At 66.0% G+C, this 15,753-nt stretch carries 15 protein-coding genes and 1 pseudogene; 8 read left to right on the top strand and 8 right to left on the bottom strand.

Annotation, left to right across the window (positions count from 1 at the left end):
• Positions 1-50 precede the first annotated feature (50 nt).
• From AC07U1_RS03660 to AC07U1_RS03635, 6 genes are all read left to right on the top strand, one after another.
• On the top strand, positions 51-449 hold the full coding sequence (locus tag AC07U1_RS03660; RefSeq protein ID WP_495177404.1) for an FAD-binding protein: 399 nt from the start codon (positions 51-53) through the stop codon (positions 447-449).
• A complete protein-coding gene (locus tag AC07U1_RS03655) occupies positions 418-1,491 on the top strand; it encodes a D-arabinono-1,4-lactone oxidase (protein ID WP_495177405.1) in 1,074 nt (357 codons plus the stop codon). Before AC07U1_RS03660 ends, AC07U1_RS03655 begins: the two co-directional genes overlap by 32 nt.
• Positions 1,492-1,597: 106 nt before the next feature.
• Positions 1,598-1,984, top strand: a complete 387-nt coding sequence (locus AC07U1_RS03650) for a hypothetical protein (protein ID WP_495177484.1) — start codon at positions 1,598-1,600, stop codon at positions 1,982-1,984.
• 94 nt (positions 1,985-2,078) lie between these two features.
• Positions 2,079-4,595, top strand: coding sequence for a penicillin-binding protein 1A (locus AC07U1_RS03645; protein WP_495177406.1), 2,517 nt, complete (start codon positions 2,079-2,081; stop codon positions 4,593-4,595).
• A gap of 73 nt (positions 4,596-4,668) precedes the next feature.
• Entirely contained in the window at positions 4,669-5,796 is a 1,128-nt protein-coding gene (prfB, locus tag AC07U1_RS03640) for a peptide chain release factor 2 (protein ID WP_056344856.1), read from the top strand.
• Positions 5,796-6,521: a class I SAM-dependent methyltransferase gene (locus AC07U1_RS03635; RefSeq protein ID WP_187140051.1), complete on the top strand. Its 726-nt coding sequence runs from the start codon at positions 5,796-5,798 to the stop codon at positions 6,519-6,521. The genes prfB and AC07U1_RS03635 overlap by 1 nt, the downstream gene beginning before the upstream one ends.
• Before the next feature lie 6 nt (positions 6,522-6,527).
• On the opposite strand, the gene AC07U1_RS03630 is transcribed toward AC07U1_RS03635, so the two are convergent.
• The 8 genes and pseudogenes from AC07U1_RS03630 to AC07U1_RS03595 all read right to left on the bottom strand — a co-directional run bounded on the left by AC07U1_RS03630 (position 6,528) and on the right by AC07U1_RS03595 (position 14,111).
• Positions 6,528-6,893, bottom strand: a complete 366-nt coding sequence (locus AC07U1_RS03630) for a DsrE family protein (protein WP_495177485.1) — start codon at positions 6,891-6,893, stop codon at positions 6,528-6,530.
• On the bottom strand, positions 6,881-7,630 hold the full coding sequence (locus tag AC07U1_RS03625; protein WP_495177407.1) for a HesA/MoeB/ThiF family protein: 750 nt from the start codon (positions 7,628-7,630) through the stop codon (positions 6,881-6,883). The genes AC07U1_RS03630 and AC07U1_RS03625 overlap by 13 nt, the downstream gene beginning before the upstream one ends.
• Before the next feature lie 102 nt (positions 7,631-7,732).
• Positions 7,733-8,185: pseudogene (dut, locus tag AC07U1_RS03620) on the bottom strand (dUTP diphosphatase); the annotation flags it as partial.
• Positions 8,157-9,419: a bifunctional phosphopantothenoylcysteine decarboxylase/phosphopantothenate--cysteine ligase CoaBC gene (gene coaBC / locus AC07U1_RS03615; protein ID WP_495177408.1), complete on the bottom strand. Its 1,263-nt coding sequence runs from the start codon at positions 9,417-9,419 to the stop codon at positions 8,157-8,159. The pseudogene dut and the gene coaBC, both read right to left, overlap by 29 nt.
• Positions 9,420-9,485: 66 nt before the next feature.
• Positions 9,486-10,598, bottom strand: coding sequence for a hypothetical protein (locus tag AC07U1_RS03610; RefSeq protein ID WP_495177409.1), 1,113 nt, complete (start codon positions 10,596-10,598; stop codon positions 9,486-9,488).
• Positions 10,595-11,722: a glycosyltransferase gene (locus AC07U1_RS03605; RefSeq protein ID WP_495177410.1), complete on the bottom strand. Its 1,128-nt coding sequence runs from the start codon at positions 11,720-11,722 to the stop codon at positions 10,595-10,597. Before AC07U1_RS03605 ends, AC07U1_RS03610 begins: the two co-directional genes overlap by 4 nt.
• Positions 11,723-11,832: 110 nt before the next feature.
• Positions 11,833-13,377: a 2-polyprenylphenol 6-hydroxylase gene (gene ubiB / locus AC07U1_RS03600; RefSeq protein ID WP_495177411.1), complete on the bottom strand. Its 1,545-nt coding sequence runs from the start codon at positions 13,375-13,377 to the stop codon at positions 11,833-11,835.
• Positions 13,374-14,111: a class I SAM-dependent methyltransferase gene (locus AC07U1_RS03595; RefSeq protein ID WP_495177412.1), complete on the bottom strand. Its 738-nt coding sequence runs from the start codon at positions 14,109-14,111 to the stop codon at positions 13,374-13,376. The genes ubiB and AC07U1_RS03595 overlap by 4 nt, the downstream gene beginning before the upstream one ends.
• Positions 14,112-14,204: 93 nt before the next feature.
• On the opposite strand from AC07U1_RS03595, the gene mutM reads away from it, so the two are divergent.
• Together mutM and rpsT are read left to right on the top strand one after the other, a co-directional pair.
• Positions 14,205-15,017, top strand: a complete 813-nt coding sequence (gene mutM / locus AC07U1_RS03590) for a bifunctional DNA-formamidopyrimidine glycosylase/DNA-(apurinic or apyrimidinic site) lyase (protein ID WP_495177413.1) — start codon at positions 14,205-14,207, stop codon at positions 15,015-15,017.
• Between the two features lie 187 nt (positions 15,018-15,204).
• A complete protein-coding gene (gene rpsT, locus AC07U1_RS03585) occupies positions 15,205-15,468 on the top strand; it encodes a 30S ribosomal protein S20 (protein ID WP_056344834.1) in 264 nt (87 codons plus the stop codon).
• Positions 15,469-15,753 lie beyond the last annotated feature (285 nt).

Below are 15,753 nucleotides of genomic sequence, written 5' to 3'. Positions count from 1 at the left end.
CCATCATCCCCTGCCCCGACAGCTTCCCCGCAAGCTGAGGGGAGAGAAATATGGGCTGGAGCAACTGGTCGGGCAGCGTCGCCGGGCCCGTCGCGGTCACCCGCCCGCAAAGCGAGGACGAACTCGCAAGTCTTGTCCGCACCGCCACGAAGGTCCGCGCCACCGGCGCCGGCCACAGCTTCATGCCGCTCTGCGCAAGCGACGAACTGATCCTCAATCTCGATGCGCTTCCGGGCGCGATCACCATCGCCCCCGACCGCGAGACCGCGCGCATCCCGGCGGCCTGGAGTATCAAGCGGCTGACCGCCGCGCTGTGGGACGAGGGTCTCGCGCTCGCCAACCGGGGCGACGTCAATCCGCAGTCGCTCGCGGGCGCGATGGCGACCGGCACCCACGGCACCGGGGTCTCGGTCGACGATGGCGCGCGGTTTCCGCCTGATCGGCGCTGACGGCGAAGCGCGCGGGTGCGATGCCGGCACCGACGCCGACCTGTTCCAAGCGCAGCGCCTGTCGCTCGGGATGTTCGGCATCGCGACCGAAATCGAGGCCGCCGTCGTGCCCGCCTTCCACCTTGCCGAACGCATCGAGAAGCGCCGCTGGCACGAGGTGCGCGAAAGCTATGACGACCTCGCGGCGCAGCACCTTCATATCGAGTTCTGGTTCTTCCCTCACGCCGACCATGTGATCCTCAAGACGCTTGACCCCTGCGATCCCTGCGACCCGCCGCCGAGTACGACCGACATGGAGGAGACCGCATTCCGCCGCGTGCTCGATGTGGCGGCGCGCGTGCCTTTCCTCACCCCCTGGCTCCAGCGCGGGATGATGAAGACCGGCTTCGAGGCCCGCCGTCGCGGCCCGGCGCACAGTATCTTCCCGTCGGACCGCACGCTCCGCTTCGAGGAGATGGAATATGAAATGCCGCGCGCCGCCGGGCTCGACGCGCTCGACCGCAATATCGCCGCGATGGCCAGCCTGGCTGCGTCGCATGGCGTCGGCCTCCGTCCCCACGCCAAGACGCACAAAAGCGTCGATATCGCCAAGCGCCAGCTCGCAGCGGGCGCGGCCGGCGTCTGCTGCGCCAAGATCGGCGAGGCCGAGGTGCTCGCCGCGGGCGGCATTACGGGCCTGTTGATCACCTCGCCCGTCGCGGCACCGCGCGCGATCGAACGGCTCGCGGCACTGGCGAAGAGCGCGACGGGGCTGATGGCGGTCGTCGATCACCCCGCCGTCGCGGGCCGGATCGATGCGGCGCTCGCTACCAGGCTCGATGTCGTCATCGACATCGACCCCGGCATCGCGCGCACCGGCGTCGCTTCGCCCCAGGGCAGCGGTGGCGCTCGCCGAAGCGATCGCGGCCCTCCCGAACCTGCGCTACCGCGGCGTCCAATATTACTGCGGGTCCCAGCAGCATATCGAAGGCTTTGCCGACCGCCGCGCCGCGATCGAGGAGCGCACCGCTTACCTGCGAACCGTCATCGCCGCGCTGGCTGACGCTGGCTTCGCGCCCGAAATCGTCACCGGATCGGGCACGGGGACCCATCGCATCGACCTCGATCGTGCGATCTTCACCGAATTGCAGGCCGGCAGCTATGTCTTCATGGACAAGCAATATCTCGACTGCGACCTCACCGGCGACGGCGCCGTCCCCTTCGAAACGTCGCTGGGTGTCGACGCCCGCGTCGTCAGCGCCAATCATCCGGGACTCGTCACCATCGACGCCGGTTATAAAGCCTTGTCCACTGACGGCGGTGTTGCGGTGGTCCGGCGCGGCGCGGCGGAAACCGCTTTTTTCGCCTTCATGGGCGATGAACATGCCGCGCTGATCGCACCCGGCATCGACGAAACGCTTGCGCCCGGCGCTCCGGTCACGCTCACCGTGCCGCACTGCGATCCTACGGTGAATCTCTACGACCATTATCATGTCGTCGAGAACGAGACTCTGGTCGCGACCTGGCCGGTGAGCGCAAGGGGCAGGGCGCGGTGACATGACCGGCCCTACCGCGGGTCGGCCGGGTAACATGCACCCCACCGCAACCATACTTCCCTTTCGCCCGGACACGCTTTAGAGGCTGCTCACGATGGTCGCCGACAGTCCGCCCAATTTCCGCCTGCGCCTGCGCCGCGACAGCAATGCCGTTTTCGGCTGGTTTCGTACCATGTGGGCGCGCCGCTGGTTCCGCTGGCTCGGCTATCTGGGGTGTGTCGGCCTGCTCGGGCTCTTCCTCATCTGGCTGATTTTCGCGCGCGACCTGCCCTCGGTCGACCAGCTGCGCGATTACGAACCCCCGCTGCCGACGATGGTCCGCGATGCCGAAGGCGCGCCGGTGCACAGCTATGCCCGCGAACGCCGCGTCCAACTCGACTATAGCGAATATCCGCAGCTTCTCGTGCGCGCCTTTCTCGCCGCCGAGGATCGGACCTTCTTCAGCCATGGCGGCATCGACTATCCGGGCATCGCTACCGCGATCGTCACCAACATGACGAACAGCGGTCGGCCGGTCGGCGCTTCGACGATCACTCAGCAGGTCGCCAAGAACCTGCTCTTGAGCAACGAGCTCAGCTATCGGCGCAAGATTCGCGAACTGATCCTCGCGCGCCGCATCGAGGGTGCGCTGAGCAAGGAACAGATTCTCGAACTCTATCTCAATGAAATCCCGCTCGGCCGCCGCAGCTTTGGTGTCCAGGCGGCGGCGCGCGCCTATTTCGACAAGGATGTCGATCAGCTCGCGCTCCACGAAATGGCCTTCCTCGCCATTCTGCCCAAGGCGCCCGAAAAATACGGCCGGTCGCGCTTCGCCGCCGAGGGGCTGGCGCGGCGAAATTTCGTGCTTGGCGAAATGTTCCGCAACGAATGGATCACCGCCGCGCAGCGCGACGCCGCGCGCGCGATGCCGCTGGGTCTCAGCGAAACGGGCAACCGTGCGATCGCGCAGGTCGGCGGCTATTATATGGAAGAAACCCGACGTCAGTTGATGGCCCAATTCGGCGAGACCGCCGAGGATGGGCCGCACAGCGTCTATGCCGGCGGCCTCTGGGTGCGCACCGCCTATAACGGCAAGATGCAGGCGGCGGCGACCAGCGCGCTGCGCAAGGGCCTGATTCGCTACGACGCGGGCAAGGGCTGGTCGGGACCGATCGCGACGATCGAGGCCGACGACCAGTGGCAAAGCCGCCTCGCCTCCAGCTTCATTGGCATCGATTACGACGGCTGGCGCATCGCCGCGGTGCTCTCGAAAAGCGCTGCCGCAGCACGCATCGGTTTCGCCGACGGCACGACGGGCACCCTGCCAGCGGGCGCTGCGGCCCTCGGTTATCGCAAGACCGGCGGCAGCGCCTTCTCGGCGATGCGCCCGGGCGACATGATCGCGGTCAAGGCAACGGGCAATGGCGTCTATGGCCTGCGCAACATTCCCGAAGTATCGGGCGGGATGATCGTCGAAAGCCCGCATTCGGGCCGCATCTATGCGATGCAGGGCGGCTTCGACGTCCGTCTTTCGCCGTTCAACCGCGCGACACAGGCCGAACGTCAGCCGGGATCGACGATCAAGCCCTTCGTCTATGCTGCCGCGCTCGACAATGGCATGACCCCCGCGACGATGATCGTCGACGGGTCTTTCTGTGTCTATCAGGGCGCGCGCTTCGGCAACAAATGCTTCCGCAACTTCGGCGGTGCGGGTGGTTCGGGCGAGCATACGATGCGCTGGGGCCTCGAACAGTCGCGTAACCTGATGACGGTGCGCACCGCGAGCCAGGTCGGTATGGAACCGATCGTCGACACGATCCGCACCATGGGTATCGGCGAGCACGAACCCTATCTCTCGACCGCGCTCGGCGCCGGCTCGACGACGGTCGAAAAGATCACCAACGCCTATGCGATGCTTGCCAATCACGGCCGCGAACTCAAGCCGCGCGTGATCGATTATGTCCAGGACCGCCGTGGCAAGGTGATCTTTCCCGCCAATTGGAAGGCGTGCGAGGGCTGCAACAAAAAGGACTGGGACGGCCGTCCGATGCCGCGCTTCGCCAAGTCGGGCAAGCAGCTGATGGATCCGCTTACCGCCTATCAGGTCGTCCATATGCTCGAAGGCGTCGTCCAGCGCGGCACCGCGGTGCGCCTGCGCGACCTCGGCGTGCCCCTGTTCGGCAAGACCGGCACCACTTCGGGGCCCAAGGACGTCTGGTTCGTCGGCGGGTCGCCCGACGTCATCGCCGGCGTCTACATCGGCTACGACCAGCCGCGCGACATGGGCGGCTATGCTCAGGGCGGCAGCCTCGCCGCGCCGATCTTCAAGGATTTCGCGCTCGACGCGCTCGACGATCGCCAACCGATCCCGTTCACCGCGCCCAAGGGCATCCGCATGGTGCGCATCGACCGCCAGTCGGGCCGCCGCGTCTATGGCAGCTGGCCGGGCACCGATCCCAAGGCGTCGATCATATGGGAGGCTTTCAAGCCTGAAAGCGAACCGCGGCGGACGATCCGCGAAGAGGAAATCAAGCCTGCCAAGGCCGCCAAGCGACAGGATGCGCCGGTCAGCGAGGGCAGGGGCGGGCGCAGCGACAGTGACTTCCTGGAGGATCGCGGCGGCATCATCTGACGCGCCACGCCTTCTTCCCCTTCGGCTCGACAGGCCGTAAGGGCGTGACCAACATATTTTCAGGAGCAAGGACATGCGCGCCGAAGCGCAGGATCATATCGACAAGATCGGCGCCGCCTTGGCGTTGCTGCGCCGCTTTCTCGACTGGGATCGCGCGGTGCGGCGGCTCGACGAGCTCAACGCCAAGGTCGAGGACCCGACCCTGTGGAACGATCCGCGTGCCGCGCAGGACGTGATGCGCGAACGCCGCCGCCTCGACGAGGCGATCACCGCGACGCGCGCGATCGAGACCGAATGCGCCGACACCGCCGAACTGATCGAACTCGCCGAAATGGAGGGCGATGAGGCGATGGTCGACGAGGCGGTCGCGAGCCTTGCGACGCTCGCCGCGCGCGCCGAAGAAGACAAGATTCGGGCACTACTCGCGGGCGAAGCCGACGCCAACGACGCCTATATCGAGGTTCACGCCGGCGCCGGCGGCACCGAGAGCCAGGACTGGGCCGAAATGCTCCAGCGCATGTACAGCCGCTGGGCCGAAAAGCGCGGGTTCAAGGTCGAACTCGTCGAATATCAGGCGGGCGAACAGGCCGGCATCAAATCGGCGACGATGCTGGTCAAGGGCGAGAATGCCTATGGCTATTCGAAGACCGAAAGCGGCGTCCACCGCCTCGTCCGCATCTCGCCCTACGACAGCTCGGCGCGGCGCCACACCAGTTTCTCGTCGGTGTGGGTCTATCCGGTGATCGACGACAATATCGACATCGAGATCAACGAGGGCGACCTCAAGATCGACACCTATCGCGCTTCGGGTGCGGGCGGCCAGCACGTCAACACCACCGACTCCGCGGTGCGCATCACCCACATCCCGACCGGCATCGTCGTCGCGTCGCAGAACGACCGTTCGCAGCACAAGAACCGCGCGACCGCGATGGGCATGCTCAAGGCGCGCATGTACGAGGCCGAACTGCAGAAGCGCGAAGCCGCGGCGTCGGGCGAATATCAAGCCAAGACCGAAATCGGCTGGGGCCACCAGATCCGCTCCTACGTCCTCCAGCCCTATCAGCTGGTGAAGGACCTGCGTACCGGCGTCACATCGACCGCCCCCGGCGACGTGCTCGACGGCGCGCTCGACCCGTTCATGGCCGCCGCCCTGTCGCAGAAGGTGACCGGCGAAAAGGTCGAGGTCGAGGATATCGATTGATGATCCGCGGCGCCGCCCTGCTCGCCGCGCTGGTGGTGCTGCCGCTGCTCGGCAGCTGCGACGCGCCGTGGGAGGGCGATAGCGACCGCACCGAGACCGCCCGCGACTTCCCGCCCGCCGACCGCCCGGTCGCGCCGACCGTTTCGACCAAATGGTCGACCGAAGAGGCGCGCGACCGGCTCAACGAGGCTGAGGATGTGATGGATTCGGCCGACGTGCGCCCCGGCATGACCGTCGCCGACATCGGCGCCGGCGACGGCTATTACACCGTCCGCCTCGCCCAGCGCGTCGGGGCGGGCGGGCGCGTGCTGGCGCAGGACATCATGCCCGAGGTGATCGAACGCCTCGCCGATCGCATCGCGCGCGAACGGCTCGAGAATGTTTCGATCAAGCTTGGTGCGGTCGACGACCCGCGCCTCCCCGCCGCCAGCTTCGACCGCGTGTTCATGGTCCATATGTATCACGAGATCGGCGAGCCCTACGCCTTTCTGTGGCGGCTGCGCCCGGCGCTGCGTGCGGGCGGGCAGGTGCTCGTCGTCGATGGCGACCGCCCGATCGCCGACCATGGTACGCCGTTCCGCCTGCTCGTCTGCGAATTCGAGGCGGTGGGTTACAAGCTGCTGTCCTACGACGACAAGCAGCATGCGGGTGGCTATCTCGCCCGCTTCGTCCCCGACGGCAAGCGGCCGGCGCCCGAAGATATCAAGGTGTGCGAGAATCCGTGACGACGATCAATATACCACCAACCGGTCGCCCGCCCCTACTTCGCGCAGAAAGCTGACCAACCCCGCCGCCTTGGCCTGCGGCACCATCTCCTCGGCTGTCAGGCCGACCAGCGCCATCCCCGACTGGCAAACGAACAACTCGATCTCCATCGCAACTGCTTCCTCGATCATCGGCGCGAGACCTGGCATCCCGGCCGCCTCCCGCGGGGCGTCGCCAGTGGCCGACACGCGTTCGCGGAGCAAGGCGACCGCTTCGCCCTGCAGGAAAATCCGGGTGGGCGATCCCAGCGCCGTCGCGGCCATTCCGGTTTCGAGCGCGGCATAGAACCGCTGCCTGTCGGCTCCTGCAACGATGATACTCAGCCCTGACATGTCGGACACCCCGGATCCTTTGCAACGCCGACCTCGCGCCAGCGCCGGTCGAGCATATCGAGTATGGCCAGCCGCCCGGCCAGGCTTGCCCCCCAGCCGGTCAGCGCACGCGCCGCCTCCAGAGCTGCCATCGTCCCGACCATGCCCGCAAGCGCCCCCATCACCCCGGTTTCGGAGCAATTGATCCCCTCGCGGTCGGGGTCGGCACCGACCAGGCACTGGTAGCATGGGCTGGTCTCGCGCCACCCCTCGTAAAGCGCGACCTGCCCCTCGAACGCCCCTATCGCGGCGGATAGCAGGGGGGTATGCAGCGCCACCGCTGCGCGATTGACCGCGAGCCGCGTGTCGAAATTGTCGCAGCCGTCGAGGATCAGGCTCGCGCCTGCCAACAATGCGTCGGCATTGCCGCGATCGAGCTTCTCAACCACTGCGAGCGTCTCTATATGCGGGTTGATCTGCCGCGCCGATGCTGCCGCAATCTCGGACTTATGCGCGCCGATGTCGCCATCGGTGAACAACGGCTGCCGCTGCAAATTCGACAGCTCGACGATATCATGATCGATGATCGTCAGCCTGCCGACCCCCGCTGCCGCTAGATAGGTGATTGCCGGACAGCCGATCCCGCCCGCGCCGATCACCGCGACATGGCTGGTTTTCAGCTTGGCCTGCCCCGCGCCGCCGAACTGCGGCAGGATGATCTGGCGGGCATAGCGGTCGAGTTCGGTGTCGGAGAGCAATTACTCCCCCGGCCGCCGCAGCTTGATCCCCGACAGCGATCCGACGTTGTCGGGGATGCTGTCGTCGATCGGTTCGTCTTCGGCGTCGCTGTCACTCGTCACCCCAGTCGATCCGAACCCGCCCGCGCCGCGCGCGGTATCATCCAGTGCTTCGACCTCTGTAAAGCTCGCCCGCTGGACCGGCGCGGGCACCAGCTGCGCGATGCGGTCGCCGCGCCTGATCTCGAACGGCTCGTCGCCAAGGTTGGCGAGGATCACCTTCACCTCGCCGCGATAATCGCTGTCGATCGTCCCCGGGGTGTTGAGGCAGGTGATGCCATGCTTCAGCGCCAGGCCCGACCGCGGCCGCACCTGCACCTCGTAGCCCTGCGGGATCGCCATCGCGAAGCCCGTCGCGACCGCGTGGCGCGTGCCGGGGCGGATCGTCAGCGATTCGGCTGCGACGACGTCCATGCCCGCCGCACCGTCGGACGCATAAGCGGGCAGGGGCAGGCCGCCGCCATTGGGCAGGCGCTGGACCCGGATTTCAATCGGGCTGGAGGGGGACACGCGCATTGAGCTCATCGGCGATCTTTTCCATCAATTTTCGGGCGACGGCCGCCTTGGGCAGCCGGTCCCAACTTTCTACGCCGTCTTTGCTAACGATATGCACCCGATTCGTCTCGCCTCCCATCGGGTCGGCGGAGACATCGTTGGCGACGATCCAGTCGCAACCTTTCTTCGCCAGTTTCGCCTCGGCATGCGCGAGCACGTCATTGGTCTCGGCGGCAAAGCCGATCAGCAAAGGCGGGCGCAGCGGACTCTTCCCGACGCCCGCCAATATGTCCGGATTCTCTGCGAGGGCTAGAGGCGGCACCGCGCCGCTGCCATCCTTCTTGATCTTCTGTGCCGACGTGTCGGCGGCGCGCCAGTCGGCGACTGCGGCGACCATGATCGCGGCATCGACCGGCAGTCCGTCCTGCACCTCGACCGCCATCTCACGCGCGGTCTCGACATCGACGCGGATCACCCCGGGCGGGGTCGGTAGTTCGACCGGTCCGGCGACCAGCAACACGTCGGCGCCGGCGTCGGCGGCGGCGGCGGCGATCGCAAAACCCTGCTTCCCGCTCGACCGGTTGGCGATATAGCGGACGGGATCGATCGGTTCGTGCGTCGGCCCGGCGGTGATCAAGATGCGGCGCCCGTGGAGCGGGCGGTGATTGGCGGGCGCGAAATCGGGTTGGCCGGTGAGCGAGGCCACCGCAGGCGCATTGGCTAGCGCGGTCTCGATCGCTGCAAAGATCGCCGCCGGTTCGGGCAGCCGCCCCGGCCCATATTCGCCGCACGCCATCGCGCCCTCGTCGGGCTCCATCACCGTGACGCCGTCGCGGCGCAGCGTTGCGACATTGCGCTGCGTCGCCGCATGCAGCCACATGCGCACATTCATCGCGGGCGCCGCGAGCACCGGCTTGTCGGTCGCGAGCAGCAAGGTGGTCGCCAGATCGTCGGCGATTCCGGCCGCCATCTTCGCCATCAGGTCGGCGGTCGCGGGCGCGACGACGACCAGATCGGCTTCGCGGCTCAGCTGGATATGCCCCATTTCGACCTCGTCCTTCAGGTCGAAGAGGCTGGTATAGACCTTGTTCTCGCTGAGTGCCGCGAGCGTCAGCGGCGTCACGAACTGCTCGCCCGCGCGCGTGATGACGCAGCGTACGGTCAAGCCGGCCTTGCGGAGCAGGCGGACGAGTTCGATCGATTTGTAGGCTGCGATGCCGCCGCCGATGATCAGGAGAATACGGGAAGCCGTCATCGCTTTTTCCATTGTCCCCAGATATGCCCATCGGCCCGTCAGTTCAAGCGAGCCTCCGGAACCGCCCTAGGTCACGGCGCGCGGCGCGGAAAGTCCGGATCGCAGCAGGGAGCGCCCCAGCGCGGCGAGCGCGGCGGGTGCAAAGACCAGCCCGATATAGATCGTCGGCACCACCAGCATCGCCCAATAGAAATTGTTCGAGCGCGCGAACAGCATGAGCAGCAGCGCGTAGATCAGCTGTACGCCGAGCACCGCCAGCGCGAGCCGCGAACGCCAAGCCGCCCAGCCGAGCAGCGCGAGCGGCACCAGCAATGCGGTGGTCCACGCCGGAAAAAAGCGAAAGCCGGACATGAGGTGGACGAAGGACAGATAGGACGCCCAGCCACCGAAGCCGTTCCAGCCCGGGCTGGCGATGTCGCCCGGATTCGCGACGGCACTCACCGCAAACATGTGCAACACCAGAATGAGAAGGAAGACCAGGCCGGCCGCCAGCCACGCCGCGACCGCACGCCAGTCGCGGTCGAACAGGGCAAAGCATCCGAACAATATCGCCACCGGCAGCGCGGTTTCGCGAATCGCGACCGCGACTGCGAGAACCGCCATCGCTGCCCATGGGCGCGCGGGTTGGTACAGCGCGAGGGCCAGCGCGATCAGCACGCCAGCGGCGGCCTCGTGGATCAGCGTCCATTCCAGCACGACGAGATAGGAAATATTGGCGAGGATGAAAATGGGAGCGATGCGTGCATAACCGGGCAGGTCGGGGTCGGCGATCAGCCGTTTTCGCCACGCGATCACCGCCGCGAAGCCAATCGCCGAGACGAAGATCACCCCGCCCTGTCCGCCCAGGGCGGCAAAAATCCACGCCAGCGTGGGCAGGCGCACGGTGAAGAAAGGCTTGGTTGGATAATGATTGGCGCGATGCTCCGCCGCGGCGGCGGCATAATAGGACTCACCATCGGCGACGCGCTGGAAGATGCGTGAATAGAGCGCATGGTCGCCGACCAGCCCGTCGGCCTGCATCGCGTTCTTACCCGCGGGCTCGATCCGGTCATCGCCCGCCCCGCTCGCCACGCCGTAAAGCATCAGGAAGGCGAGAAGCGCGAGCACCGCCGCCGCCAGCGGCCGCGACGCGCCGGAAAATCGGTTCCAATCCCGCGAGGGCGGCGCTGCGACCTTCATTTGCGCCACGTCAGCGCCGACGACATGGCGAAGTTCCAGATCGCGCCGACCAGCACCCCCGCGACCCCGGCGATCCACCAACGCTCGTCCTGCCCCGCCATCCAGGTGCCGATGCCGATATTGGCGACCGCGCCAAGCGCCGAAATCGCGTAAAAGCTGGCGAGCCCGCCCAGCATCGCCCAGCCTTTGAGCTTGCGGTCGGCATAGGTGAAGCTGTTGTTGAGGAAGAAGTTGAAGGCGATCGCGGTCATCACCGCGCCCGTCTGCGCTGTGATAAAGGCATCGCCCGCGCTGAGCAGCGCGCCGAGGATCGCAAGGTGGACGAACACGCCCAGCCCGCCGACCATCAGGAATTTGATCAGGCGCACCGGCACGAAACGCCCGACCGTCTTGTCGACGATCAGTTCGGCATATTCGGCGATGACGCGCATGCCGATCTTGCTTTCGCCCGCTTCGCGGGTGCGGAAATGGTACGGTATTTCGGCAACGCGCAGCGCCGTCGGCGACGAGGCGAGAATATCGATCAATATCTTGAAACCGATGCCCGACAATCGCGGCAGCGCGCGTTCGAAGGCATCACGGCGGACCGCGAAAAATCCGCTCATCGGATCGCTGACGTCGGTGCCGAGCGCGATCTGCCCGGCGCGCGTGGCCAGCCGGCTCATGCGGACCCGACCCTTGTCCCAATCGCCCGTTCCACCGCCCGCGACATAACGGGTGCCAACGGCGATATCGGTGTCGCCCGTCATCACCGCATCGATCAGCCGGGGCAATGTGCTTTCATCGTGCTGAAGGTCGCCGTCCATCACCGCGATTACCGGCGCGGCGGTGGCGAGCATGCCTTCGATGACCGCCGATGACAGTCCGCGCCGTCCGACACGCTGGACGATGCGAACATGGCGCGACGTGCGGCCGATCCGGCGCACCAGATCGCTTGTCCCGTCGGACGAATTGTCGTCGACGAAGAGTATTTCCCAGCCGCGCCCGGCCAGCACGATCGACAGTTTTTCGATCAGCCGTTCGACATTGGCGGCTTCATTGAGCGTCGGGACGACAACCGCGACCTCGAGCGGCTGCGTATCCACGGACAGAATCGGGTCGGCGGTGATCGTGTCGTAGCGCATGAAATCTCGATTTTGCCCGAAAAGGTGGCCCGGGGTTGGTCGAGGTCTGCTCTAGGGAAACAGGGTAAATGATCGGTAACCAACGCCGCAAAGCGCGCGGGGCGAGAGGCTCAGCCGATCCAGTTCAGCAATCCGGCGCCCACCGCCGCCCCGACCAGCGCGGTCAGCGCATAGCGCCACCAGCGCCGTTTCTCGCCCTTCGCCCACATCAACGGCACTTCCGGCAAGGGCGGTGCTGGCGGGGCGGCGCCCTTGCGCGGCAATTGCGCGTCGAGCCGCCGGATGATGTCGGGGATCAGCGCCAGCGTCTTGCCTTGTTCGCGGATGCCGTCGGCGAGCGCGGCTTCTGGGCCGAGCTCGTCGCGAATCCATTCCTGCACGAACGGTCCCGACACGTCCCACATATTGATCTTCGGATTGAGCATCGTCGCGACACCCTCGACCATCACCATCGTCTTTTGCAGCAGCAGCAGGTGCGGCTGGGTCTGCATGTCGAAGTCGCGGGTAATCGCGAACAGTCCATCGAGCATCTGGCCGACGCTGAGATCGCTCACTGGCTTGCCGCGCATCGGCTCGCCCACCGCGCGGAGCGCCGTCGCGAACTCCTCGACATTATGATAGTCGGGGACGTACTGCGCCTCGAAATGGATTTCGGCGACGCGGCGGTAATTGCCTGTGGTCAGGCCGTAGAGGATTTCGGCGAGCCAGTAGCGCGCCTGCCGGTTGATCCGCCCCATGATGCCAAAGTCCACGGCGGCGATCGTGCCGTCGGCCTTCACGAACAAATTGCCCTGGTGCATGTCGGCGTGGAAGAAACCTTCGGCGATCGCCTGGCGCAGGAAGGCGTTGACCAGGTTCGCCGACAGTTTCTCCATGTCGTGCCCGGCGGCGATTAGCGCGTCGCGATGCGAGATCTTGATGCCGTCGATCCAGTCGAGCGTCATCACGCGGCTCGTCGTGCGGTCCCAGTCGATTGCCGGCACCTCATAGGTCGGCACCCCGACCATCGCGTCGGCGAGTTCCGAAGCCGATGCGGCCTCGCGCCTGAGGTCGAGTTCGCGCAGCGTCCAGCGGCGGAAGTTGGCGATCACCTCGCGCGGGCGAAGCCGTGTCGCTTCGCCGCCGAGCGCTTCGAGATGTGCGGCTGCCCATTCATAGGTGTCGATGTCGCGCGCGAACTGCTTGTCGATGCCCGGCCGGCGGACCTTGACCGCGACCCGGCGGCCTTCGGTGGTGACCGCGCGGTGGACCTGGGCGATCGACGCCGACCCGACGGGGACGGGGTCGAACTCGGCGTAGAGCGTGTCGAGCGGGGCTTCGAACGCGCGCTCGATCTCTTCGCGGATCTTTTCGAATGCCACGGGTGCCAGCGCGTCCTGCAGCGTCAGCAAATTGCGCGCCGCCTCCTCGCCGACGATGTCGGGCCGCGTCGCGAGCGTCTGGCCGAGCTTGACCGCAGCGGGGCCGATCGCCTGAAAAGCCGCAGCATAATCGGGAATTTTCGGTTGAACCGTGCCGAAGCGCGCGATCCGGCACAGGCGCTTCACACCCGGCGGGGTCGTCGGCGCGCTTTCTATCCCGCGCAGCGCCCCATGGCGCGCGAGGATGCGGCCCCATTTCAGCAGGCGCAGGATATGCGTGGCGGGACGGGTCAAGCTTTCCACCCGCTGTGGATGGCGACCAGCCCGCCCATGATCGGCTCGACCTTCACCGATGTGAAGCCCGCCTCGCGGATCAATTGCGCGAACGCGGGCATCGGCGGGAAGCGGCGGATCGATTCGATCAGGTAGCGATAGCTGTCCTCGTCCTGCGCGATCAGCTTGCCGAGCTTGGGAACCACGCGATGCGAGTAAACATCATAGGCCTGCGCAAAGCCCGGCCATTCGTTGGTCGAAAATTCGAGGCAGAAGAAGCGCCCACCATAACGCAGCACACGGTGCGCTTCCTTCAGCGCAGCGGGGATGTCGGTGACGTTGCGGATGCCGAAGGCGATCGTATAGGCATCGAAAAACTGGTTGGGAAATGACAGTTTCTCGGCATTCTGTTCGCTCCATACCAGGCTGTCGATGCCGCGTTCGGCGGCGCGCTCGACCCCGACGCCCAACATGTCGGTGTTGATGTCGGCAACGGTGACGCTTGCGCCCAACGGCTCCATGCGAAAGGCGATGTCGCCGGTGCCCCCCGCCATGTCGAGGATCTCCTCGCCTTCGCGCGGCTTCACGCGGCGCACGAAGCGGTCCTTCCACAGCCGGTGCATGCCGCCCGACATCGCGTCGTTCATGATGTCGTATTTGCGCGCGACGCGGCTGAACACTTCGCCCACCATCGCGGTCTTCTCGCCCGCGGGGACCTGTTCATAGCCGAAGCTGACGGTGTCGGGGGTCGTCATGGGAAAAGCGCCTTTGCGGGGAGAAACGAAGTCGAACCGGCCTTTAGCGGGGCCTTGTCGTGCAGGCAAATGGCGCGTAGCCCAAGCAGCGATATGCCTGAACTTCCCGAAGTCGAAACCACTGTCCGCGGCCTCGCGCCCTTTCTCGAGGGGCAGCGTCTGGCGTCGGTCATCACCTTCCGTCCAGACCTCCGCCGCGCCTTCCCCGCCGACCTCGCGCAGCGGCTCACCGGCGCCACCGTCACCAGCCTGTCGCGCCGCGCCAAATATGGCATCGTGTCGACCGACCGCGACGATCATATGATCTTTCACCTCGGCATGTCGGGGCGCTGGCGGACCGAGGGCGGCGAGGCGGGCAAGCACGACCATCTGCTGCTCGAAACCGGGGCGGGGCACCGGCTGTTCCTCCACGACCCGCGCCGCTTCGGCTCGGTCGACCTGATCGCGGGCGACCCGCTCACCGGCTTTCCCGCTTTCGTCACCCTCGGCCCCGAGCCTTTATCGGACGCCTTCGACCCGGCCTGTCTCGCGCGGGCGTTCGCCGGGCGCCGCGCGCCGATCAAGGCGATGCTGCTCGACCAGACGATCGTCGCTGGGCTCGGCAACATCTATGTGTGCGAGGCGCTCAACATGGCGCGCATCCACCCCGCCAAGGCCGCCGCCGACGTGTCGAAGGCCAAGCTCGCGCTGCTCGTCCCCGCGATCAAGGACGTGCTCACCGCCGCCATCGCCGCGGGCGGCTCGACCTTGCGCGATTTTCTGAGTCCCGAGGGCGACCTCGGCTACTTCGCGAAGGAGTGGCGCGTCTATGGCCGCGAGGGCGAGGCCTGCGAATGCGGCGGCACGATCGTCCGCATCGTCCAGTCGGGCCGCTCGACCTTTTACTGCCCGAAATGCCAGCGCTGATGCGGGATTTTTCCCGCAAGACCATTGACCAAAGGCCCCTCGCTGGCTATGGGCGCACCCTTCGAGCAGGGTCCGGTCGTCCGGAACCGGCCGTATCCGGACATTGATTCGCACGTTTCGCGCGATTCGGCTGCTCCGGTGACGCTGTGCTCCGACCGTACTAGACCGTTTGAAAACTGAGGAATTTATGGCCAATACGCCCCAGGCAAAAAAGCGCATCCGTCGCAACACCGCGCGCACCATCGTGAACAAGAATCGTGTTTCGCGCATTCGCACCTTGGTGAAGAAGGTCGAGAACGCCGTCGCCGCCGGTGACAAGGATGGCGCCGCTGCGGCTCTCAAGGCTGCGCAGCCCGAAATGGCGCGCGGCGTCGCCAAGGGCGTGCTCCACAAGAACACCGTCGCGCGCAAATATTCGCGCCTGACCAAGAGCGTCAACGCCATCGCCTGAATGGGCGCGTGATTCGGCCCCGTGCCGGACCAGGTTGAAAAAAGGACCCGCCGGCGTAAGCCCGCGGGTCCTTTTTTGTGTCCGTTTCGGGACGGTCCTTTGTCGCCACTTTGTGACAGGGCGATGGCATTAGTGTTGCAATGCTGTAAGTGGCGGATTTACCGCGATTCGTTCTCTGTTGACACAAGTGTCACAATTAAGAAATTGAAAATAAACAATAAAATTGGTGTTTCGCGCGATTCTGCGACCTCGGGCGAGTCAAGATTTTTATTTCAGTATTTTTAC

Source organism: Sphingopyxis sp. GW821-FHT02C12 (assembly GCF_059421785.1).
Note: the sequence above shows the minus strand (reverse complement) of the source record. Positions and strands in the feature narration are given on the sequence as shown.